The following is a 20,125-nucleotide window of genomic DNA, read 5'->3' on the forward strand; positions in this document are numbered from 1 at the left end:
AATTTTATTTCTAAAACTTATTCTATGCTTGCACTTGATGTTGGGAAGCGGCGATCTACTTTTTTAAGTAAGCCTTGCAAAACTTTTCCAGGGCCAACTTCTGTATAAGATTCCATACCATCTTCAAGCATCTGCTTCATGGTTTGTGTCCATTTGACAGGTGCTGTAAGCTGCGCGATTAAATTCTTTTTAATCTCTTCAGGGTCTGTTACAGCTGTTGTTGTCACATTTTGATAAATAGGACAATTGGGTTGGTTAAAAGTTGTTTCCTCAATCGCCTTTGCTAATTCTTCTCGTGCAGGTTCCATTAGTGGAGAGTGGAAAGCACCACCAACAGGAAGCAACATGGCGCGTTTTGCACCTTTTTCTTTTAAAACTTCACAAGCTTTTTCTACAGCTTCAGTTTCTCCAGAAATAACTAACTGTCCTGGGCAATTATAGTTAGCAGGAACGACGACACCATCTAGTGTTTTACAAGTTTCCTCAACAATTTCATCTTCTAAGCCCAAAACAGCAGCCATCGTTGATGACTGATTTTCACAAGCTTTCTGCATGGCAAGCGCTCTTTTATGAACAAGTTTTAGCGCATCTTCAAAAGATAAAGTTCCATTAGCCACAAGCGCTGAAAATTCTCCTAAAGAATGTCCAGCAACAAGATCTGGTTTAAAATCCTCACCCATCAATTTACTTAAAATCACTGAATGCAAAAAGATGGCAGGTTGTGTCACTTTTGTTTGCTTGAGGTCTTCTGCAGAGCCTTCAAACATGATATCTGTAATATTAAAACCTAATATTTTATTTGCTTTTTCAAATAATTCTTGAGCCTCTGGCGACTTTTCATAGAGATCTAATCCCATTCCTGAAAATTGTGCACCTTGACCTGGAAAAACGTATGCTTTCATAAATTCTTTGTTTTATCAAAAGCAAATGTAGTCAGTTTCTTACTTTATGCCAATTTTATTTTTAATCAGGCGTATTTAGAAATAATTTCTTGACATCTTGAAAAATAAGCTTGACCAAAACAATTGAGATGGACGAGTAAATAATAAAGCTGGTAAACATCTAAATGATCTTTTTCTTCCCGCGCTTCTGGCAGAAGTTCATAGTAACTTTTAAAGGCTTCTTCTGAAAATCCACCGAAAAGTTTCATCATTGCAAGATCAAAATTTTTGAGGCTATATGAAATGGCAGGATCAATTAAACAAAAACCTTCTTTTCTTGAATATAAATAATTTCCTGACCATAAATCGCCATGAATTAAACTTGATTTTTGTTCAGGAATCAGTTTTTCAATGTTTTTTAAAAAAGGATCAATATGTTTAAGATCGTACTTTTTCTGAAGTGCCAAGTTCAGTTGAGGTAATAGGCGTTGGTTAATCATAAAGTCAACGGCTGATGTTTCAGTTGAGTTGCTTTGCTTTAATTGGCCGATGTAATTGTCTTCATTTAAGCCAAAATCATCTTTGCTGTGCTGATGTAATTCTGCCAATTGCTGACCAAATTTAGAATAATCTGATGCTTGATGTGAATTGATATAATTTAAAATCAAATATTGAAATTGATGATGCTCACCAACTTTGAAAACTTTAGGAATATAAAAAGTGTTCGTTTCTCGAAGCTTTTCTAAGCCATTAGCTTCTCGCTGAAGCATGTCAGGAAAACGATGTTTGCGATTGATTTTAATCACAAGTTTTTCTGAAGTTGTTTCTAATAGATATGTTTGATTGATATCTCCGCCGTGTAGCTGTTTTGCTGAGCGCAATTCTATTCTTGCATCTTGAGCTATTTTTGTGAGGAGCTCACGCATAATTAAACTCTTTTGAAAGTTTGATAGGTGAAAGCGTAATCATGTTTTTCATCTTTAGCATGAAATTCTTCCTTGATAACTTTCCATTTTTGGTCGCTGATTTCAGGAAAAAAAGTTTCAGCATCATCAAAGTCTGCATGAACTCTTGTGATTTCAAGTTCATCAACTTTTTCCATCGCTTGTTTATAAATTTCGCCACCACCAATTATGTATGCTTTTTCTTCCTGTGTAGGAACAGCATTTATTGCCTTTTCTAAACTATCAACAACAATATGAGAATCGTCGGTTTGATAATCTTCTTGTCGTGTAATAATCACGTGAGTGCGATTTGGCAAAGGTTTTGGAAAGGACTCAAAAGTTTTGCGACCCATGATAATGTAATGCCCAGATGTTGTTTTTTTAAAATGTTTGAAATCATTTGGTAAATGCCACATCAAAGTGTTGTCTTTACCAATGGCGTTGTTTTCTGCAATGGCAGCGATGGAGATAAGTTTTGTCATAACTAAACTGAAACTTGACCTTTTATTAATGGGTAAGGATCGTAATTTTTTAAAGTGAAATCTTCGTATGTAAAATCAAAAATAGAGGAAACATCAGGATTCATTTCCATTTTTGGTAAAGCTTTAGGTTCTCTCGAAAGCTGAAGTTTCACTTGCTCAAAATGATTATTATAAATATGCGCATCGCCAAAAGTATGAATGAAGTCACCGTATTCAAAACCGCAAACCTGCGCGATCATCATTGTTAATAAAGCGTAAGATGCAATATTGAAAGGCACGCCCAGAAAAATATCTGCGCTGCGTTGATAAAGCTGACATGAGAGTTTATTGTCAGCCACATAAAACTGAAAGAATGCATGACATGGTGGTAAAGCAGCTTTGTCATTAGCGACATTTTCAGCAAAACTCTGTGAAGTATCTGGTAAAACACTCGGGTTCCATGCCGAAATCAGCATGCGTCTGCTGTTGGGATTTTTCTTTAAAGTGTCTATTAATTCTTTGATTTGATCTATTTCTTCGCTGTTCCAGTTGCGCCATTGATGACCGTAAACAGGCCCTAAATTTCCTTGATCATCCGCCCATTCATTCCAGATTCTAACACCGTTTTCTTTCAGGTATTTGATGTTCGTATCACCTTTTAAAAACCAAAGTAATTCATGAGTAACAGACTTAACATGGATTTTTTTTGTTGTGACTAAAGGAAAACCTTCAGCCAAGTCAAAACGCATTTGATAGCCAAAAACACTTCGCGTTCCAGTTCCTGTTCGGTCACCTTTGTCAGTGCCATTTTCAAGAACATGTTTTATTAAATCGTGATATTGTTTCATAAGAATTATTATTAAATATGAACCTTACCCAATGATCATTCCTGCAATTGTTGCAGACATTAATGAGGCTAAAGTTCCGCCGATTAAAGCTTTAAATCCAAATTCTGATAATGTTGTTCTTTGTCCTGGCGCTAATGAACCAATGCCGCCAATTTGAATACCGATAGAAGCAAAGTTGGCAAATCCACAAAGCATATAAGTTGCCATGATAATTGATTTTTCATAGCCTAAACTAATTGCATTTGAAGCATCTTTAAGTTCAGCAAGTTGAATATAGCCAACAAATTCGCTGGCTGCTAGTTTGATTCCGAGAAGTTGTCCCATGAGCATCACATCTTCTTTGGCAACACCAATAAGCCACATAAGTGGCGCAAAGACAGTTCCTAAAATAGCTTCAAGAGAGAAACCTTCGTAAGGTGAATTTTCAGCGATGAGTCCGTTTAAGGATGTCCAATCACCAACGACACCAAGGCCGTAATTAATCATCGCAATTAAAGCGACAAATACGAGTAGCATCGCACCAACATTGGCAGCAAGCTTTAAACCTTCAGTTGTACCATTGGCTATTGCGTCAAGCATATTTGATCCGATTTTATCAACTGAAACTTCAACTTTAGGATTCACCTTGTCTTGTTGCGGGTAAAGTATTTTTGAAACAACAATGGCACCAGGTGCTGCCATCACTGAAGCTGCCAATAAATGTTTTGCAAAAGCCAAACGCGCAACAGGATCATCGCCACCTAAAAAACCGATGTATGCTGCGAGAACTCCACCAGCAACAGTTGCCATTCCGCCAATCATCACAAGCAATATTTCAGATCTTGTCATGCGTTCTAGATAGGCTTTAATCATCAGAGGAGATTCAGTTTGACCTAAGAAAATGTTTCCTGCAACACTCAAACTTTCTGCACCAGATATGCCTAAAACTTTTGTCAAGACTTTTGCCATTCCTTTCACGACAATCTGAATAACGCCTAAATAGAATAGGAGGGAAGTTAATGCTGAGAAGAAAATGATGGTTGGTAACACTTGGAATAAAAAGATATATCCATAGCTTTCAACATCCATCAAGCCGCCGAGTAAAAACTCACTTCCTGCTGCTGTAAATTCTAAAATTTTCACGAAAATATTTCCGACAAAATCGAAAGCCGCTTGAACAAATCCAATTTTTAAAACACCGATGGCAAGAAGCAATTGCGCTGTTAAGCCAGCGCCAACTGTTTTCCAGTTGATGGCTTTTTTGTTTGATGAAAATAAATAAGCAATAAATAAGATGCTGATCATTCCTAAAACGCCACGCCATAAGCTGTTAAAGCTAAAACCCTGATGTGGAATTGTTTCTCTTATGTTCGCAGCAGCTTCATCATCTTCTTGCGCTGGGATTTTTTGAAGTTCAGGTGTTTTGATAAAACCTAAACTTTCTGTATTGTTTGATATCTGGAGACCAGAGCCTTTTTGATCAATCTTATAAGCCTGATGCGAAAGGCCATTAATTGGATTTTCAAAATAAATTGAATCGTTTTCGAGCCTGAAACTTGTCTGAAAACTTTTATTCTTTTTTTCAAAACTTACAATTTCCGATTTTTCAAAATCTAATTGTAATTGTTTTGCGAGAGAATCATTATTTGATTCTAATTCCCAGTTTCCTGAGATGCTTTGTCCAAAACTAAAGCTTGCTAAAATCAAAGCGAAGCTTAAAAAAATATTCTTCATATATTAACTTCTTTTCGAAATCTCATCTCTTAATTTTGCAGCTTTCTCGTAGTTTTCATCTTTAACAGCTTTATCCAACAGTTCGTTGAGTTGGTTTTGGCTTAGGTGTGTAAACTCGTTTTCTGAAGATTCTTCTTCAAAGTAATCAACATCTTCAACCTCTTGTTGTTCTTGTTGCCTTTCTTTCATTGTTGATTTTTGAAGTTCAATTCCTGCTTTATCTAAGATATTGGGATAAGTATATATCGGTGCGTTAAATCTCAAGGCTAATGCGATGGCATCACTGGTTCTGGCATCTATCACTTCCTCAGTATCTTTGTTTTTACAAATTAAACTTGAATAAAAAATACCATCGATTAATTTGTGGATAATGACTTTAGTGACTGTAAGTTGAAACCGATCTGCAAAGGTTTTAAATAAATCGTGAGTTAAAGGTCTGGGAGGTTTTAGCTCTTTTTCTAAAGCAATCGCAATTGGTTGTGCCTCGAAAGCACCAATAACAATAGGAAGTTGCCTTTTTCCGTCCTCTTCGCTTAACAATAATGCATAAGCACCAGTTTGCGTTTGGCTGTAAGAAATTCCTTTGATGTTGAGCGTAATTAATTCCATTCTTTGTTCTCTTGATGACCTATAATAAAAAAAGGGCAATCTAAATAAAAAGGCATTTATTTAGATTGCCCTTTAGAAGGGCACAATTTATGAAAATTATGCGTTATTCGCTTTGAATTCTTTGAGTTTTTCTATCAATTTTGGAACAACTTCGAAAGCGTCTCCTACGATGCCGTAATCAGCAGCTTTAAAGAATGGAGCTTCATCATCATTATTAATAACAACTTTTGTTTTTGAAGCACTGACACCTGCTAAATGCTGAATTGCACCTGAAATACCGATTGCGATGTAAAGATTAGATGCAACAGGCTTTCCTGTTTGTCCAACGTGTTCAGCATGTGGTCTCCAACCCATATCACTCACTGGTTTAGAGCAAGCAGTTGCTGCGCCAAGAACTTCAGCCAATTCTTCAATCATTCCCCAGTTTTCAGGGCCTTTTAAGCCACGACCACCTGAGACAACAATTTCTGCATCGGCGATGCTTACCTTATCAGTATTTTTATCTACAGACTCGATGTTGATGCCGAAATTTTCATCGCTTACTTGCGCTTCAAATTCAACTTTTTCGAGTTCTGATTTATTTTCTTTTAAACCAAATGCATTATTTGATAAACCGATAATCTTAACATCAGTGTCAATTGAGGTTTGGTTAAATGCTTTGTTTGTAAAGGCTGTTCTTTTAACAGTAAAACCACCGTCTGTTTGAGGAAGTTCAGTAACGTTTGAAGCGTAACCTGCTTCTAAATCAACAGCTAAAAGTGGCGCTAAATATTTAGCGTTGGCACTTTGACTCAAAACAACAACTTTAGATCCTTCTTGCTTTGCTGCATTTTTTAATGTTTCTGCGTAAGCATCAGCACTAAATTTAGCTAATTTATCATTTTTAACTTCTAAAACTTTATCAATACCATAGTTGGCAAGTTCGTCAGTTGATTCTGCGTTTATTGTGACGGCTACAGCCTTTTCGCCAAGTTGGTCCGCAACAGCTTTTGCATAAGAAGCAACTTCAAATGCAGATTTTTTAAGCTGACCGTTTTCTGTTTCTGTATAAACTAAAATAGACATAATTTTCTGGATTTAAATAGCTTTCGCTTCGTTATGTAATAAGTCGATGAGTTCGTCAATGTTGTCTGCATCAACCATTTTGATATCTCCTTTTGGAGCTGGTTTTTCAAACTTTTTAGTCGAAGCTTGAGAGTTTGCTCCAACAGGTTCAACAACATTTAAAGGCTTTTTACGCGCCATCATAATTCCTCTCATGTTTGGAATTTTCAAATCGCTTTCTTCAACCAAACCTTTTTGACCGCCAATCACTAATGGAAGGCTTGAGGTTAAAGTTTCTTTACCGCCGTCAATTTCACGGACAGCAGTTGCTTTATCACCATCAACTTCTAAACTTACACAGGTATTGATGAAATTAGCGTCGATTAATTTTGCTAACATCCCTGGAACCATTCCACCATTATAATCAATAGATTCACGTCCAGCAATAATTAAGTCGTAACCACCATCTTTTGCAACTTTTGCCAATTCTTTTGCAACTTGAAAGCCTTCTAAAGCTTCAGTATCAACACGAATTGCAGTGTCAGCACCAATTGCTAAAGCTTTACGGATAGTTGGCTCTGTATCTTTGCCACCAACAGTGACGACATCAACGCTAGCGCCTTGTTTTTCTTTAAACCACATAGCTCTTGTTAAGCCGAATTCATCATTTGGGTTGATCACAAATTGAACACCGTTTGTGTCGAATTTCGTGTCATCTTCCGTGAAATTTATTTTTGAAGTTGTATCAGGAACATGACTTATACATACTAATATTTTCATCTTAAAAAGATTTTATCATTTTTACTTCTGCGAATATAAATTTTTTAGACTAAATTTCCTATGCATGCATAATAAATATTTCTAAAAATCTTTTAGCAAATCGACAATTGAATTAGTATTTTTGTCAATTCAAGAAATTAAAAGTTTAAAAGCATAATGAGAACAATCCAATTTAGAGAAGCTATAGCGGAAGCCATGAGCGAAGAAATGCGAGCAGACGAATCTGTTTATTTAATGGGGGAAGAAGTTGCTGAGTACAATGGTGCTTATAAGGCTTCAAAAGGTATGTTGGACGAATTTGGTCCTAAACGTGTGATTGATACACCAATTGCTGAGCTTGGTTTTACAGGTATTAGTATTGGTGCGGCAATGAATGGCAACCGACCGATTGTCGAGTTCATGACCTTTAACTTCTCTTTGGTTGGTATCGATCAAATTATCAATAATGCTGCTAAAATGCGTCAGATGTCAGGCGGACAATTTAATATTCCTATTGTTTTTCGTGGACCAACAGCATCAGCTGGACAATTAGGCGCAACGCACTCTCAAGCTTTTGAAAGTTGGTATGCAAATACGCCAGGCCTTAAAGTGATTGTTCCATCAAATCCTTACGATGCTAAAGGTTTATTGAAATCTGCAATCCGTGATGATGATCCTGTTATTTTTATGGAAAGCGAGCAGATGTATGGAGATAAAGGTGAAGTGCCTGAAGAAGAATACACAATTCCTATCGGGAAAGCTGATATTAAAAGAGAAGGAAGTGATGTGACAATTGTTTCTTTTGGTAAAATTATCAAAGAAGCTTATAAAGCTGCTGATCAATTAGCTGAAGAAAATGATATTTCTTGTGAAGTTATTGATCTCAGAACAGTTCGTCCATTAGATATGGAAACCATCATCAAATCGGTTAAGAAAACAAATCGTTTGATTATTTTAGAAGAAGCTTGGCCTTTCGGAAATGTGTCAACCGAAATTACTTATCAAGTTCAGGATAAAGCTTTTGATTATTTAGACGCTCCTATTGTTAAAATAAATACCGCTGATACACCTACACCATATTCTCCTAACTTATTAAAAGAATGGTTGCCAAATAGTGATGATGTTATCAAGGCAGTGAAGAAAGTTTTATATATTTAAATTATAATATTTCAAATTTTTAAGCTTCATTTGCATTCGCTTGTAAATGAAGCTTTTTACTTTATATGAAGAAATTTCTTGTTTTTTTTACACTCCTTTTTTCTGTCGTTAGCTTCGCTCAAACAAAAGTGAGTGGCCGTGTTTTTGACGAAGATGGAGAGCCAGTCCCTTATGCCAATGTTATTTTGGTTGATTCTAATATAGGAACAATCACTAACGAAAACGGAAAGTTTTATTTGGAATCTGATAAAAAATACAGTTTACTAAGGGTTTCTTTTGTTGGCTTTAAAACCCAAGATATAAAGTTGATAAAATCTTCAATTTATAATTTGGAAATTACTTTACCAAGTGACTCTGAGGCACTTCAGGAAGTCATTGTTTACAGTGGTAAAACTTCTAAGAAGAATAATCCCGCCATCGATATCCTTCGTAAAATATGGGAAAATAAACGTCAAAACGGTGTCAAGCAATTTGATTATTATGAGTACGACAAATATGAAAAACTCGAATTTGACATCAACACCATTGACAGTTCATTGATCAATTCTAAGATTTTCAAAGGAATGGAGTTTATTTTTGATCAAGTTGATACTAATGCTGTGACTGGTAAAACATATCTACCAATTTTTCTGAATGAAGCACTTTCAGAAGTTTATGGCTCAAATGTTTATAATAAAAAGAAAGAAGTTTTAAAAGGAAATAAAAACTCAGGTTTTAGCGACAACCAAAGCTTGATTCAGTATATCAAGGATCTCTATAACGATTACGATATTTATAATAATTATATCAAATTTTTTGATAAAAGTTTCGTGAGTCCACTGTCAAGAACTGGAATTGATAATTACAATTATGTATTGTCAGATTCAGCTTACATTGGCGATAAATATTGCTATAAAATTGTTTATTATCCGCGTCGAAAAGGCGAACTGACTTTTAAAGGTGATTTCTGGGTGAATGATACAACTTGGGCGATCAAGGAAATCAATATGACGATGAATAAAGGCGCCAATATTAACTGGGTAAAAGAGGTTTATATTGAACAAGAATTCGATGTGCTTAATGATTCTATTTTCCTGATTACACGAGATCACTTTATGACGGATTTTACTTTTAGAAAAAAAGAAGAGTCGCGTGGCGTTTATGGAAAAAGAACAACGCTTTACGATCATTATAAATTTGATGTTGATAGACCTAAAGAATTCTATAAAAACCAATCTGAAATATATAACGATAGTGTCTATTTCAGAGAAGATGAATTCTGGGATAAAAACAGAATGGAATCTTTAAATAAAGATGAACGCCAAGTTTATAAAATGCTTGACACGCTTAAAACAGTAGATGCTTTTAAACGTATTTACAGTATAGGTACTGTTTTGGCAACGAATTATTGGGAGTTTGATGGCTGGGATTACGGTCCAGTTTTTTCAACTTTTGGATTTAATGATGTTGAAGGTGTAAGATTACGAGCTGGTGGAAGAACATACCAAAGCCAGAATGACAGATTTAGATTACAAGGCTTTTTGGCTTACGGTTTTAAAGATGATAAATTCAAATATGGCGCTTCTGCAAAATATTTAATTGATATCCCAACACGCTTAACTATTGAAGGCGGAAACCGGCGTGACGTTGAGCAACTCGGTGCAAGCTTAACCAATACATCAGATGTACTTGGGCGAAGCTTAGCGTCGTCATCAGTCTTAACAGTCGGCTCTAACTCGAGTTTAACGAATATTAATCTGACGAGTTTGGCTTTGTCTTTTGAGCCATTCGAAAATTTTAAAGTGCGATTTGGGTCAACTTACAGAACCTTAGAGTCAGCTTCAAAGGATTTTAGCATTGCTTATTACGAGGATGAAGCGCAAACAGAAATTTCTAAAGTGACCAAACAAACCGAGTTTTCCACACTCATTAAATATACACCTGGTCGGAAAACAACGGGTTATGGAGTAGAGCAGTTTGTCCTGAATGATGAAGATTATGCGGAGTTATTTTTAAATTTCTCACATGGAATGTCAGGGCCATTCGGAAGTGATTTTGATTATGATAAAGTTCAGTTTTTCTATCGTCAGCCGATTCAAGTTGGAGGTTTTGGTAAATTTACATCCACCTTTGAAGCCGGTAAAACCTATGGAGAAGTCCCGCTTGGTTTGTTAGATGTTGTTCCTGGAAACCAAACTTTATTTTCGATTTTAGGAACTTTTCCTTTATTAGATTACTATGAGTTTGTGACAGATTCTTATGTGAGTTTGCACATGGAACACAACTTCAATGGACGTTTATTTTCAAGAATTCCGGGATTAAGAGATTTAGATTTACGTGAAATTATTAGCTTTCGAGCAGTTTATGGCGAGTTGTCAGATGAAAATAAAGCACTCAATGCTTCGTTTACAAACCCTGTTTTGGTTGCGCCAGACAGAAAGCCTTATTGGTCGTATAGCTTTGGTGTTGGCAATATTTTTAGAATTTTCCGACTCGATTTTCACTTCAGAGGAAACTACAGGTCACTACCAGATGTTCGAAATTTTGGAATGACTGGCGGTTTCGGTTTTTATTTTTAAGTTAAAAAGACTTTAATATCTAAAGATTTCTTAATTTTGCAAGCCTATATTTTTTCATATAATTTAATTACAGAAATATGACTTTTGACGCTTTTATAGAGATTCCAAGAGGAAGTAGAAATAAATACGAATTTGATTTTGATACCAAAAGAATTCGTTTTGACAGAATGTTACATACATCAATGATTTATCCAGCTGATTATGGTTTTGTACCAGAAACATTAGCTTTAGACAAAGATCCACTTGACGTTTTAGTATTTTTTACAAATCCAGTCATCCCTGGTTGTGTTGCTGAAGTAAAACCAGTTGGTGTTTTACACATGACAGATGAGAAAGGACCAGACGAGAAGATTATCTGTGTGCCAATTGATGATCCAATGTCTGAGGCAATCCAGAAATTTTCAGATATCAATCCACATTTAACAAGAGAAATCAAGCATTTTTTTACTGTTTACAAAGATTTAGAAGATAAAGAAGTTACAATTGGTGATTGGGGAGACGAAAATGAAGCAAAAGAGCTTGTCGAAAAAGCGATTAAGCGTTACGAAGAGAGCGATAAAGTAAAAAATAACTTTAGTATTTAAGATTAAAGTTAATTTTTTAAGAGATAATAAACCACCTTCATCACGACGGTGGTTTTTTGATTAATAACCTTTTTAAAAACTTCGCAAATAGAATACAAATCCGTATTTTTGCGCTCAAAATCAATTTAAGATTATGTTTGATAGTTTAAGCGATAAGTTAGATAAGGCATTTCACGTTCTTAAAGGACATGGACAAATTACTGAAGTCAATGTAGCAGAAACATTAAAAGAAGTCAGAAGAGCTTTAGTTGATGCCGATGTGAACTTTAAAATTGCAAAGAATTTTACAAACACGGTAAAAGAAAAAGCACTAGGGCAAGATGTATTGAATACATTAAAACCAAACCAAATGATGGTCAAAATCGTGAAAGACGAATTGACCGAATTGATGGGCGGTGATGCTGAAGGTGTTGATTTAAGCGGTCAGCCAAGTGTTATTTTGATGTCTGGTTTACAGGGTTCTGGTAAAACAACTTTCTCAGGGAAACTTGCAAACTTTCTTAAAAACAAAAAGACAAAAAAACCATTATTAGTTGCATGTGATGTTTACCGTCCTGCAGCGATTGATCAGCTTCACGTTGTTGGTGAGCAGATTAATGTTGATGTTTTTTCAAATAAAGAGGAGAAAAATCCAGTAAAGATTGCTGAAGCAGCCATTGCTCACGCAAAAGAAAACGGACACAATGTCGTCATTCTCGATACCGCTGGTCGTTTAGCAATCGATGAACAAATGATGAATGAAATCTCTGAAATTCATCAAACCATTAAACCACAAGAAACACTTTTTGTTGTTGATGCCATGACGGGTCAAGATGCTGTTAATACAGCAAAAGCCTTTAACGATGTGCTTGACTTTAACGGTGTTATTCTAACAAAACTTGATGGTGACACGCGTGGAGGTGCTGCAATTTCTATTAAATCAGTAGTTGATAAACCGATCAAATTTATCGGTACTGGTGAGAAAATGGATGCGATTGATGTTTTCCATCCATCACGTATGGCCGATCGTATTTTGGGAATGGGTGATGTCGTATCTCTTGTTGAAAGAGCACAAGAACAATATGATGAAGAGGAAGCGAGAAAGATTCAAAAGAAAATTGCGAAAAACAAATTTGGTTTTGATGATTTCTTAAAGCAAATCCAGCAAGTCAAGAAAATGGGAAGCATGAAGGATTTGATGGGAATGATCCCAGGTGCTGGCAAGATGATGAAAAACATGGATATTGATGATGATGCTTTTAAGCATATTGAAGCAATTATTCACTCAATGACGCCAGATGAACGCTCAAATCCTAATGTGATTAACGCCAGCCGTAAAAGAAGAATTGGAAAAGGTTCAGGAACTTCAGTTCAAGAAGTGAATCAGCTTTTAAAACAGTTTACTCAAATGAGTAAAATGATGAAGATGATGCAAGGCGGTGGTGGTAAAAAAATGATGCAAATGATGAAGAATATGAAGTAGCAACTCCCGAAGAAACAACATAACACAACATAACATGACAATTTTAGACGGAAAGAAAGTAAGTAACGACATCAAAAATGAGATAAAGGCTGATGTCGATCAAATGATTGCTAAAAATGAAAAAGTGCCTCACCTTGCAGCAGTTTTAGTTGGAAATGATGGTGCTAGCATGACTTACGTGAACAGTAAAGTTAAAGCTTGCGAACGCGTTGGTTTTAAATCGACTTTAGTCAAATTGTCGAGCACAATCAGTGAGCTTGAGCTTTTAGAGCAAATCAAAAAATTGAATGAAGATGATGATATAGATGGCTTTATCGTTCAGTTACCCTTACCAAAACAAATCGATACGCAAAAAGTATTGATGACTGTTGATCCTGATAAAGATGTTGATGGTTTCCATCCAACAAACTTCGGTAAAATGGCATTGGATATGACAAGCTTCATTCCAGCAACGCCATTTGGAATCTTAGAATTACTTGAGCGCTACAATGTAGAGACTAACGGAAAACATACAGTTGTGATTGGAAGAAGTCACATTGTTGGTAGACCGATGAGTATTTTGATGGGACGAAAAGGCTTTCCTGGAAACTCAACTGTTACTTTAACGCATAGTCACACCAAAAATATCACACAAATTATCAGTCAAGCTGATATTGTTATTTCTGCACTGGGAAAACCAAACTTCCTCAAAGCTGAAATGGTGAAAGACGATGTTGTTGTGATTGACGTCGGTATTACACGTGTGCCTGATGAAACTAAGAAAAGAGGTTACAGAATTACTGGTGATGTTGATTACGAAAATGTGAGTAAAAAAGCATCACATATCACGCCTGTTCCTGGCGGCGTCGGACCAATGACAATTGCGATGTTATTAAAAAACACGCTTTTGGCACGCGAACTTCATCGTATACGTCAAAATTCTTAAAAAACTTTATATTTTATAAAATAGCACCTAGTCAATTGATATTTCAGTTGACTCAGGTTGCTCTTTTGCCCAAGCTCTATAACTTTCAATATCGTCTCCGATAAATTTTAGCGCAAAATTCACGATTGTAATATCATCTAAATAACCAAGAAATGGGATGAAGTCGGGAACTAAGTCAAGCGGATTAAGGATATATAATAGACTAAAAGCAATAGCTGAAACCGTTTTCCAAGGCAAGTCTTTATAATGTCCATTTTTATAGTCAAGCAACATTCTTAAGAGCGTTTTGACATCTTCTTTAAGAGGTGCCCAATTTCTGTTCTTGATTTTATCTAAAATCCCTTCAGAACTATCAACCGCTTTGTCAATATCATCATGTGATATTTTTTTAGATTCAGCAGAAAAATATTCTTCATCAATATTTTCATTGTTCTTTTTGTTCTGGTACTGATTCTTCTGGTAAGTCTTCATTCAATTCTTTTTTCTGTTCTTTATTTTCAATTTCACCATATTCTTTTTTGTAAATTTTGACAATTAAAAAGAAAAGTGATAGTAATAGTGGACCAAAAATCAAGCCAATAAACCCGAAAAGTGGCACACCGATCACAACACCGATAAGCGTGATCAAAGGATGCTCATTAGCCATACGTTTGAGCACATACAATCTAACTAAATTATCGGAAGAGCCAACAACAACAAAACCATAAATAATCATTCCTACAGCTGCGACAGCATCACCTTGATAAAATAGTAAAACTGTTGCGGGAATAATCCCGATTGCTGTTCCGATAAAAGGGATCATTGAGCCAATAGCTGTGATGACAAACCAAAAGAGAGGTTCTGGTACGCCAAATATCCAAAATCCAATCAGAGAGATTAAGCCTTGAAATAAAGCAACTAAGGGAATACCAATGGCATTTGCTTTTACTTTTTCGCCAGATTCTTTAGCAATTAATAAAAGGTTATCGGTGCCAATCGGAATGTAAGTTTCTAAAGAACTCGATAGTTTTTCTTGATTGAGTAACATGTAATATAAAAGGAAATACATGATACTGATCGCTATAAAAATTTCAAAAGTACTACCTGCAAAACCTTGTAAGTTTTGAGTCAGCCAAGAGGTAATTGTACCAGAATCTAAACTAGCAGCAATTTGATAATCTGTCAACTTTTCAATCTCGGTAATTTGAGCGTTTAAAGCTTGGACTAATTTTTCTGAATTTGAAATAACTTTACTGATTTTTGTACTTAGCATCCATGCGACTCCTAGGAAGGGAAGAAGAATCAAAATGAAAGACGAGACCAATAAAATAGTGACAGAGATCGATTCGTTTATACCTCTGTTTGTCATTTTTTTCATTACACGACGTAATAGAACGTAAAATGTAATAGCTCCCAAAATTCCTGATAAGTAAGGGATAATTTCTTTAAAAATTAAGGAACCCAAACTGATGATCAAAAAGAGGATGAACAGCTGGCGTACGAGTTTTGGAGAAAGTGACTTCATTTATTTTTCGAATAACTGGTTCATGTTTCTGAAGCTTTTAAACTCCAACGCATTGCCGCTAGGATCTTTAAAAAACATTGTTTTTTGTTCGCCTGGCTTGCCTTTAAACCTTGTATAAGGTTTTATAATAAATTGAATTTCTTTCTTTTTTAAATGTTCGGCAAATCTGTCAAAAATGTCCCAAGGCAAAACGACGCCAAAATGTGGCACTGGCACTTGATGCGCATCAACTTCACCGTAGGCTTCATCAAAATGGTAATCTGAACTTTCATGAATGACAAATTGATGTCCAAAAAAATCATAATCTACCCAATGTGAGCTGCTTCTTCCTTCTTCAAAGTTTAGAACCTTTGTGTAAAATGCTCTACTTTCAGCTAAATTTTTGACAGGAACAGCTAAATGGAAAGGTGTCAGATGTTTCATAAGTGGTTGATTTTAGGTGTCTAAAAATAGAGATATTTTTTTAAACCTTAGCTTAATTTTATATTTTTCAAAGCGTTGATTCTATTCGTTTGAATCATTTTCTATAAAAGAGATAATTTTCTGATCAACATCCGCATTATACAAGGAATGTCCGAAGCCTTCAGTGATTAATAATTCTGAATTTTTTAAAGATTTATCAATCGCATAAGCTGAAGAAACAGGTGCTATTTTGTCACTCTTATCATGAACAACTAAACTTTTTGTTGAGATATCTTTAGCGAATTTTGCCATTGAGAATTCTTCATAAGTAAATCCGAACTTTTCCTTAAAAAAGTTTTCTAAATCTCCGATGAATGAATCACTTAAACTCAATATATTTTGGTAGTCACCAACAATATCAAGCATTTCAGAAGGCGCACCCAAAAGCACATTTTTCTTGATGTTTTGTTTACCATATAAATGCTGATTGTAAATCACAGTCATCGCGCCCATGCTATGTCCGATAAGAAAATCAGGCTTGTATTTCTCAATCACATCTTTTAGCACTTTCGCATAAAGCGGCACATTGAGCGTTTTTCCGCTAGAATAGCCATGAGCTGGCGCATCAAAAGCATAAATATCAAATCCTTTTCTCTGAAATTTTTGTATCAAGTTTTTCCAACGATTCGTATTGCTATCCCAACCGTGTACGAACAGAATTCGTGGTCCAAAATTCTCCCAATGATAAGTTTGTATCTCGTGTGAATGTGAAGAAATAACTTCTTTTTTGTGTGAATTTAGAAAGTCAATCTGATGTGGTTTTACATCGCCTCGTCTTGGCGTTGCAAATAAGGCGTAAGCAGTCTGCATCGCTTTCTTTTTGTTGACTAAGCGCTGTGTTTTTAATTTATAACCGATTATTTTCGGCAAATATTTATTTAGTTTCTTCTTCATTAATACTTTTTTTAATAAGCTCAATCGTTGCATTTTCGTCGTACCAGCCTAAAATATCAACCTCATCATCACTATAGTTTTCAAACCAAATTTGGATGATGCGTCTGGCACTTCTATAATCTGTTGAAAAATCTTTAAAATTCTCGGCTGAAATAATTTTTAATTTCTCATCAATAGGAACACCGATGATTTTGATATCCAATTCGCCTTCATCTCGCAATTTAAGATATCCTAAAGGTTTGAATTGAACAATTGTGCCAGTTTTAAGTTTTTTGCTAATCAGCAGAACATCAAGCGCATCACCATCACCACCCTCTTTTTTAGATTGAACGCTGTGCGGAATGAAACCGTAATTGCCTGGGTAACTCAGATAATTAATGTAACGATCTTTGCCATTTTTTTGATCGATTTTAAATTCTTTTAACGCTTTGTTGTACTCAATTTTGGCATTTGTTCCGCTCGGAATTTCAACCAATATCTGGAAAATACCATCAGATGTTTGCGCTTTAATTTCTTTTAAAGAAATCTTTTTTTGACAAGAGAAACTGATCAGTGCAATAACTGATACAAGAATCATTTGATTAAATTTCATCTTTATTTTTCTTCAGTAAAAGAAAACCAGAAATATTTAAAGGGCGCATCATCAGGAATTTGTGTTTTGCTCACTTTTGCAGAAGAATCAAACTTTAAAGAGCTTGGCAAATGCTTTTTATCAATAACAACATAGATGCCAGAATCCTCTAAATCAATAATCACATTTTTTAAACTGTTCTGGATGTTTTTGATTTTATAATTGTCATACAAATCCTTAAAAGTACTATTGGCATGAAGACCTTTGTCTGTTTTGTAAGCAGGATTCAAAATCTGGATTTCACTGATGTGGCTCGTGCTATCTTGTGCTTTACGTGGCTGAATTTTTAATGCTAATTCGCCTTCTTGATAAACGTAGTAATCATTATTTGTGGCACGAAATCTATTTTTTAAGTCAGGCTTGACAATTGAATCTTGACTAAAAATACTTTCTAACTCATGCACTTCAGTTTGAGCCTTAATCTGGCCAACTTGATTTTGGCCGATTTTAAATTCATTTTGACTTTCTTGACAAGAGCTTAGGAATATTAAACTAAGAAGGAAACCGAACTGAACTATTTTTTTCATGCTAAATTTTTTCCAAAAATAATTAATCTTAGATCATAAGACTATTTTATCTAAAAAATATTGAGCTTATAAAGCTTTCAGGCAAGCATGCGAGAAATAATATTTACCTTTGCAGCATGTTGAAAAAAGAGATCGAAAACTTAGTTGATAAAGGCGAAATGTTGCCTTTGATGGAACAGTTTTATACTATTCAGGGAGAAGGACACCATTCAGGAAAAGCAGCCTATTTTATTCGTGTGGGTGGTTGTGATGTTGGCTGCCATTGGTGCGATGTGAAAGAAAGTTGGAGTCCTGATACGCATCCGCCAACGCATATTGATGAAATTGTATCACAAGCAAAAGCCAATAGCAACACAATTGTGATTACTGGCGGCGAGCCGCTGACTTGGGATATGTCGCCTTTAACATCAGCTTTAAAAAACGAAGGATTGGATATTCATATTGAAACCTCTGGGGCGTATCCGCTGACTGGTATTTGGGATTGGATTTGCCTTTCTCCAAAAAAAATGAAATTACCAGAATCAGAAATTTATAGCAAGGCAGATGAATTAAAAGTGATTGTGTTTAATAAGCACGATCTTAAATTTGCTGAAGAACAAGCTGCAAAATTATCTGGAAAATGTGAGTTGTATTTACAACCAGAATGGAGTGTGAGAGAAAAAATGATGCCGCTGATTGTGGATTATGTCATGAAAAACCCAAAGTGGAAAATCTCACTTCAAACCCATAAATATCTAGAGATTCCGTAGTCTTTTTATTTTATAAAATCATTGCTAGAGCAAGGTCGCATATAAAGTGTCGCCTTGCTTTTTTTATGCATAATTGATTTATATTCTTTTTTTTAAATTTTAAAGTGTTAAATAAACAAAAAAACATACATTTAACATTTAAAATTATCTTAAATCGTTTTTTTTTTTTTTTAGGTTAGCTAACTCTAACCAAAACATATCAAATGTTCTTCTAATTAGCATAAAAAGGAAACGCTTTTCAAGATGAAAAGCGCTCCACAGATTAAGACATGAAAAATCATATCTCTAAGCAAATACAAAGTTACTGATTTTTCATGAAGATAAGGACAGCTTTTAGCTGAGATTAGGTCTAAGCGACCAAGAGAATTTAAATATTTTAAGACAAATAACATGAAAAAGTTTTTTACAATAATCGCCTTGGGTGCGATGACAATGGGAATGAGTAGTTTTGGAGTAGCAGAAGAGAAAGCTGTTGTTGTTGACTGCTATGAAATTGCAGAAGCAGCGGAAGAAGCTGCAGGTGGTGATAATTTTAAAGTTTTTGCTGCTACTTTTGATGCATGCTATGAGCAGTTGTAATCTTTTAACCAAGCCACTGTCGATATCTTCAGTGGCTTAATTTTTATATATGAAATATTTAGTAACATTATCAATTGTTGTTTTAGTTCATTTAATAAGTTTTTCGCAACAAACATTTGTGTATAAAACTAGCGCTGAAGTTGATTATGAATCTATTAAGTTGGATGAAGTAAAAAAATTAATGAGAAACGTTGAGAGTGAATTAGATGAAAATAAATTTATATTGAGCGTTTTAGATAATCAATCTCAATTCTCCGTGTCAGAAGCATTGAATAAAGATTCTCAAAATCTTCAAGCTCTAAAAATTGCAGAAGCAATGAGTTATGTCAGTGATCAATGGTTTTATGATTCCTCTAATGGAAGCTTGTATTTACAAACCTCTTTTATGAATCAGATTTTTAACGTTCAATTTAAAGAGTTGCCAAGATGGCAGATAAAAAATGAACACAAAGTTATAGGTAAATACAAAGTAACAAAAGCAGTGACAATCAGAAAATTTATTGGATCAAATGGTGTTAAAGAAAAAGAAATTGAAGCTTGGTTTTGTAAAGACATATCTGTTCCTCATGGACCAATGGGCGCAGTAGGTTTGCCAGGCTTAGTTGTTCAATTAAGACTTCAAAATACGATCTACACTTTAGATAGTGTTGAAAATACAGTAAATTCATTAAAAAAAGTTAATCAAAATGAAGTTATTTCCTCCGAGAAGTTTTATAACTTAGTTGATGAAAAACTTCAAAATTATCGATAAAACAAAAATATTTTAAGGTTATAATATGATAGGTGAAACAAACTTTCGGTAAGAATTAAACTTTTAATGAACTGGATTGAAA

Annotated in this window: 22 protein-coding genes; 8 read left to right on the top strand and 14 right to left on the bottom strand. The window is 34.9% G+C overall.

Annotation, left to right across the window (positions count from 1 at the left end; genetic code table 11):
- Window positions 1–17: 17 nt before the first annotated feature.
- The 8 genes from fabD to CAP47_RS07690 form a co-directional block, all read right to left on the bottom strand.
- Window positions 18–902, bottom strand: a complete 885-nt coding sequence (gene fabD / locus CAP47_RS07655; RefSeq protein ID WP_100776083.1) for an ACP S-malonyltransferase — start codon at window positions 900–902, stop codon at window positions 18–20.
- Between the two features lie 65 nt (window positions 903–967).
- Window positions 968–1,807, bottom strand: coding sequence for a fructosamine kinase family protein (locus CAP47_RS07660; RefSeq protein WP_100776084.1), 840 nt, complete (start codon window positions 1,805–1,807; stop codon window positions 968–970).
- Window positions 1,808–1,809: 2 nt separating this feature from the next.
- Complete coding sequence (locus tag CAP47_RS07665; protein ID WP_100776085.1) at window positions 1,810–2,307, bottom strand: dihydrofolate reductase; 498 nt, start codon at window positions 2,305–2,307, stop codon at window positions 1,810–1,812.
- 2 nt (window positions 2,308–2,309) lie between these two features.
- The gene (locus CAP47_RS07670) at window positions 2,310–3,134 is read right to left on the bottom strand and encodes a thymidylate synthase (protein WP_100776086.1); all 825 of its coding nucleotides are present in this window, start codon (window positions 3,132–3,134) and stop codon (window positions 2,310–2,312) included.
- Between the two features lie 24 nt (window positions 3,135–3,158).
- Window positions 3,159–4,847 carry a NupC/NupG family nucleoside CNT transporter gene (locus tag CAP47_RS07675; protein ID WP_100776087.1) on the bottom strand — a complete coding sequence of 563 codons (1,689 nt, stop codon included), beginning with the start codon at window positions 4,845–4,847 and terminating at the stop codon, window positions 3,159–3,161.
- 3 nt (window positions 4,848–4,850) lie between these two features.
- Window positions 4,851–5,456, bottom strand: a complete 606-nt coding sequence (locus CAP47_RS07680; RefSeq protein ID WP_100776088.1) for a bifunctional nuclease family protein — start codon at window positions 5,454–5,456, stop codon at window positions 4,851–4,853.
- A gap of 96 nt (window positions 5,457–5,552) precedes the next feature.
- Complete coding sequence (locus CAP47_RS07685; RefSeq protein WP_100776089.1) at window positions 5,553–6,521, bottom strand: electron transfer flavoprotein subunit alpha/FixB family protein; 969 nt, start codon at window positions 6,519–6,521, stop codon at window positions 5,553–5,555.
- Window positions 6,522–6,533: 12 nt separating this feature from the next.
- Window positions 6,534–7,280: an electron transfer flavoprotein subunit beta/FixA family protein gene (locus CAP47_RS07690; RefSeq protein ID WP_093243898.1), complete on the bottom strand. Its 747-nt coding sequence runs from the start codon at window positions 7,278–7,280 to the stop codon at window positions 6,534–6,536.
- 156 nt (window positions 7,281–7,436) lie between these two features.
- Between CAP47_RS07690 and CAP47_RS07695 the strand changes: the two genes are divergently transcribed.
- From CAP47_RS07695 to CAP47_RS07715, 5 genes are all read left to right on the top strand, one after another.
- Window positions 7,437–8,417 (top strand): pyruvate dehydrogenase complex E1 component subunit beta, encoded by a 981-nt coding sequence (locus CAP47_RS07695; RefSeq protein WP_100776090.1) that lies wholly within the window; start codon window positions 7,437–7,439, stop codon window positions 8,415–8,417.
- A 65-nt stretch (window positions 8,418–8,482) separates the two neighbouring features.
- A complete protein-coding gene (locus CAP47_RS07700) occupies window positions 8,483–10,975 on the top strand; it encodes a DUF5686 and carboxypeptidase-like regulatory domain-containing protein (protein WP_100776091.1) in 2,493 nt (830 codons plus the stop codon).
- A gap of 77 nt (window positions 10,976–11,052) precedes the next feature.
- Complete coding sequence (locus CAP47_RS07705; protein WP_093243909.1) at window positions 11,053–11,559, top strand: inorganic diphosphatase; 507 nt, start codon at window positions 11,053–11,055, stop codon at window positions 11,557–11,559.
- Window positions 11,560–11,692: 133 nt separating this feature from the next.
- On the top strand, window positions 11,693–13,021 hold the full coding sequence (ffh, locus tag CAP47_RS07710) for a signal recognition particle protein (protein WP_093243913.1): 1,329 nt from the start codon (window positions 11,693–11,695) through the stop codon (window positions 13,019–13,021).
- Window positions 13,022–13,055: 34 nt separating this feature from the next.
- On the top strand, window positions 13,056–13,946 hold the full coding sequence (locus CAP47_RS07715; protein ID WP_093243917.1) for a bifunctional 5,10-methylenetetrahydrofolate dehydrogenase/5,10-methenyltetrahydrofolate cyclohydrolase: 891 nt from the start codon (window positions 13,056–13,058) through the stop codon (window positions 13,944–13,946).
- Between the two features lie 27 nt (window positions 13,947–13,973).
- Here the strand turns inward: CAP47_RS07715 and CAP47_RS07720 are convergent, their stop codons facing one another.
- From CAP47_RS07720 to CAP47_RS07745, 6 genes are all read right to left on the bottom strand, one after another.
- Window positions 13,974–14,417, bottom strand: a complete 444-nt coding sequence (locus CAP47_RS07720; RefSeq protein WP_093243920.1) for a YkvA family protein — start codon at window positions 14,415–14,417, stop codon at window positions 13,974–13,976.
- Window positions 14,371–15,450 (bottom strand): AI-2E family transporter, encoded by a 1,080-nt coding sequence (locus CAP47_RS07725; RefSeq protein WP_100776092.1) that lies wholly within the window; start codon window positions 15,448–15,450, stop codon window positions 14,371–14,373. Before CAP47_RS07725 ends, CAP47_RS07720 begins: the two co-directional genes overlap by 47 nt.
- A complete protein-coding gene (locus CAP47_RS07730) occupies window positions 15,451–15,873 on the bottom strand; it encodes a VOC family protein (protein WP_100776093.1) in 423 nt (140 codons plus the stop codon).
- A gap of 81 nt (window positions 15,874–15,954) precedes the next feature.
- Entirely contained in the window at window positions 15,955–16,806 is an 852-nt protein-coding gene (locus tag CAP47_RS07735) for an alpha/beta hydrolase (protein ID WP_100776117.1), read from the bottom strand.
- Window positions 16,787–17,398 carry an inorganic diphosphatase gene (locus CAP47_RS07740; RefSeq protein WP_100776094.1) on the bottom strand — a complete coding sequence of 204 codons (612 nt, stop codon included), beginning with the start codon at window positions 17,396–17,398 and terminating at the stop codon, window positions 16,787–16,789. The genes CAP47_RS07735 and CAP47_RS07740 overlap by 20 nt, the downstream gene beginning before the upstream one ends.
- A gap of 2 nt (window positions 17,399–17,400) precedes the next feature.
- The gene (locus CAP47_RS07745) at window positions 17,401–17,964 is read right to left on the bottom strand and encodes a hypothetical protein (RefSeq protein WP_100776095.1); all 564 of its coding nucleotides are present in this window, start codon (window positions 17,962–17,964) and stop codon (window positions 17,401–17,403) included.
- Between the two features lie 116 nt (window positions 17,965–18,080).
- Between CAP47_RS07745 and CAP47_RS07750 the strand changes: the two genes are divergently transcribed.
- The 3 genes from CAP47_RS07750 to CAP47_RS07760 all read left to right on the top strand — a co-directional run bounded on the left by CAP47_RS07750 (window position 18,081) and on the right by CAP47_RS07760 (window position 20,043).
- Window positions 18,081–18,713, top strand: coding sequence for a 7-carboxy-7-deazaguanine synthase QueE (locus CAP47_RS07750; protein WP_100776096.1), 633 nt, complete (start codon window positions 18,081–18,083; stop codon window positions 18,711–18,713).
- 390 nt (window positions 18,714–19,103) lie between these two features.
- Window positions 19,104–19,292 (top strand): hypothetical protein, encoded by a 189-nt coding sequence (locus CAP47_RS07755; RefSeq protein ID WP_100776097.1) that lies wholly within the window; start codon window positions 19,104–19,106, stop codon window positions 19,290–19,292.
- Between the two features lie 49 nt (window positions 19,293–19,341).
- Window positions 19,342–20,043 carry a GLPGLI family protein gene (locus CAP47_RS07760; RefSeq protein WP_100776098.1) on the top strand — a complete coding sequence of 234 codons (702 nt, stop codon included), beginning with the start codon at window positions 19,342–19,344 and terminating at the stop codon, window positions 20,041–20,043.
- The last annotated feature ends 82 nt before the right edge of the window (window positions 20,044–20,125 follow it).

Source organism: Psychroflexus sp. S27 (assembly GCF_002810405.1).
Taxonomy (GTDB): Bacteria; Bacteroidota; Bacteroidia; order Flavobacteriales; family Flavobacteriaceae; genus Psychroflexus; species Psychroflexus halocasei_A.

Excerpts from the sequence above, each read along its gene's own strand:
- fabD (WP_100776083.1), bottom strand. The coding sequence starts at position 902 with ATGAAAGCATACGTTTTTCCAGGTCAAGGTGCACAATTTTCAGGAATG.
- CAP47_RS07660 (WP_100776084.1), bottom strand. The coding sequence starts at position 1,807 with ATGCGTGAGCTCCTCACAAAAATAGCTCAAGATGCAAGAATAGAATTG.
- CAP47_RS07665 (WP_100776085.1), bottom strand. The coding sequence starts at position 2,307 with ATGACAAAACTTATCTCCATCGCTGCCATTGCAGAAAACAACGCCATT.
- CAP47_RS07670 (WP_100776086.1), bottom strand. The coding sequence starts at position 3,134 with ATGAAACAATATCACGATTTAATAAAACATGTTCTTGAAAATGGCACT.
- CAP47_RS07675 (WP_100776087.1), bottom strand. The coding sequence starts at position 4,847 with ATGAAGAATATTTTTTTAAGCTTCGCTTTGATTTTAGCAAGCTTTAGT.
- CAP47_RS07680 (WP_100776088.1), bottom strand. The coding sequence starts at position 5,456 with ATGGAATTAATTACGCTCAACATCAAAGGAATTTCTTACAGCCAAACG.
- CAP47_RS07685 (WP_100776089.1), bottom strand. The coding sequence starts at position 6,521 with ATGTCTATTTTAGTTTATACAGAAACAGAAAACGGTCAGCTTAAAAAA.
- CAP47_RS07690 (WP_093243898.1), bottom strand. The coding sequence starts at position 7,280 with ATGAAAATATTAGTATGTATAAGTCATGTTCCTGATACAACTTCAAAA.
- CAP47_RS07695 (WP_100776090.1), top strand. The coding sequence starts at position 7,437 with ATGAGAACAATCCAATTTAGAGAAGCTATAGCGGAAGCCATGAGCGAA.
- CAP47_RS07700 (WP_100776091.1), top strand. The coding sequence starts at position 8,483 with ATGAAGAAATTTCTTGTTTTTTTTACACTCCTTTTTTCTGTCGTTAGC.
- CAP47_RS07705 (WP_093243909.1), top strand. The coding sequence starts at position 11,053 with ATGACTTTTGACGCTTTTATAGAGATTCCAAGAGGAAGTAGAAATAAA.
- ffh (WP_093243913.1), top strand. The coding sequence starts at position 11,693 with ATGTTTGATAGTTTAAGCGATAAGTTAGATAAGGCATTTCACGTTCTT.
- CAP47_RS07715 (WP_093243917.1), top strand. The coding sequence starts at position 13,056 with ATGACAATTTTAGACGGAAAGAAAGTAAGTAACGACATCAAAAATGAG.
- CAP47_RS07720 (WP_093243920.1), bottom strand. The coding sequence starts at position 14,417 with ATGAAGACTTACCAGAAGAATCAGTACCAGAACAAAAAGAACAATGAA.
- CAP47_RS07725 (WP_100776092.1), bottom strand. The coding sequence starts at position 15,450 with ATGAAGTCACTTTCTCCAAAACTCGTACGCCAGCTGTTCATCCTCTTT.
- CAP47_RS07730 (WP_100776093.1), bottom strand. The coding sequence starts at position 15,873 with ATGAAACATCTGACACCTTTCCATTTAGCTGTTCCTGTCAAAAATTTA.
- CAP47_RS07735 (WP_100776117.1), bottom strand. The coding sequence starts at position 16,806 with ATGAAGAAGAAACTAAATAAATATTTGCCGAAAATAATCGGTTATAAA.
- CAP47_RS07740 (WP_100776094.1), bottom strand. The coding sequence starts at position 17,398 with ATGAAATTTAATCAAATGATTCTTGTATCAGTTATTGCACTGATCAGT.
- CAP47_RS07745 (WP_100776095.1), bottom strand. The coding sequence starts at position 17,964 with ATGAAAAAAATAGTTCAGTTCGGTTTCCTTCTTAGTTTAATATTCCTA.
- CAP47_RS07750 (WP_100776096.1), top strand. The coding sequence starts at position 18,081 with ATGTTGAAAAAAGAGATCGAAAACTTAGTTGATAAAGGCGAAATGTTG.
- CAP47_RS07755 (WP_100776097.1), top strand. The coding sequence starts at position 19,104 with ATGAAAAAGTTTTTTACAATAATCGCCTTGGGTGCGATGACAATGGGA.
- CAP47_RS07760 (WP_100776098.1), top strand. The coding sequence starts at position 19,342 with ATGAAATATTTAGTAACATTATCAATTGTTGTTTTAGTTCATTTAATA.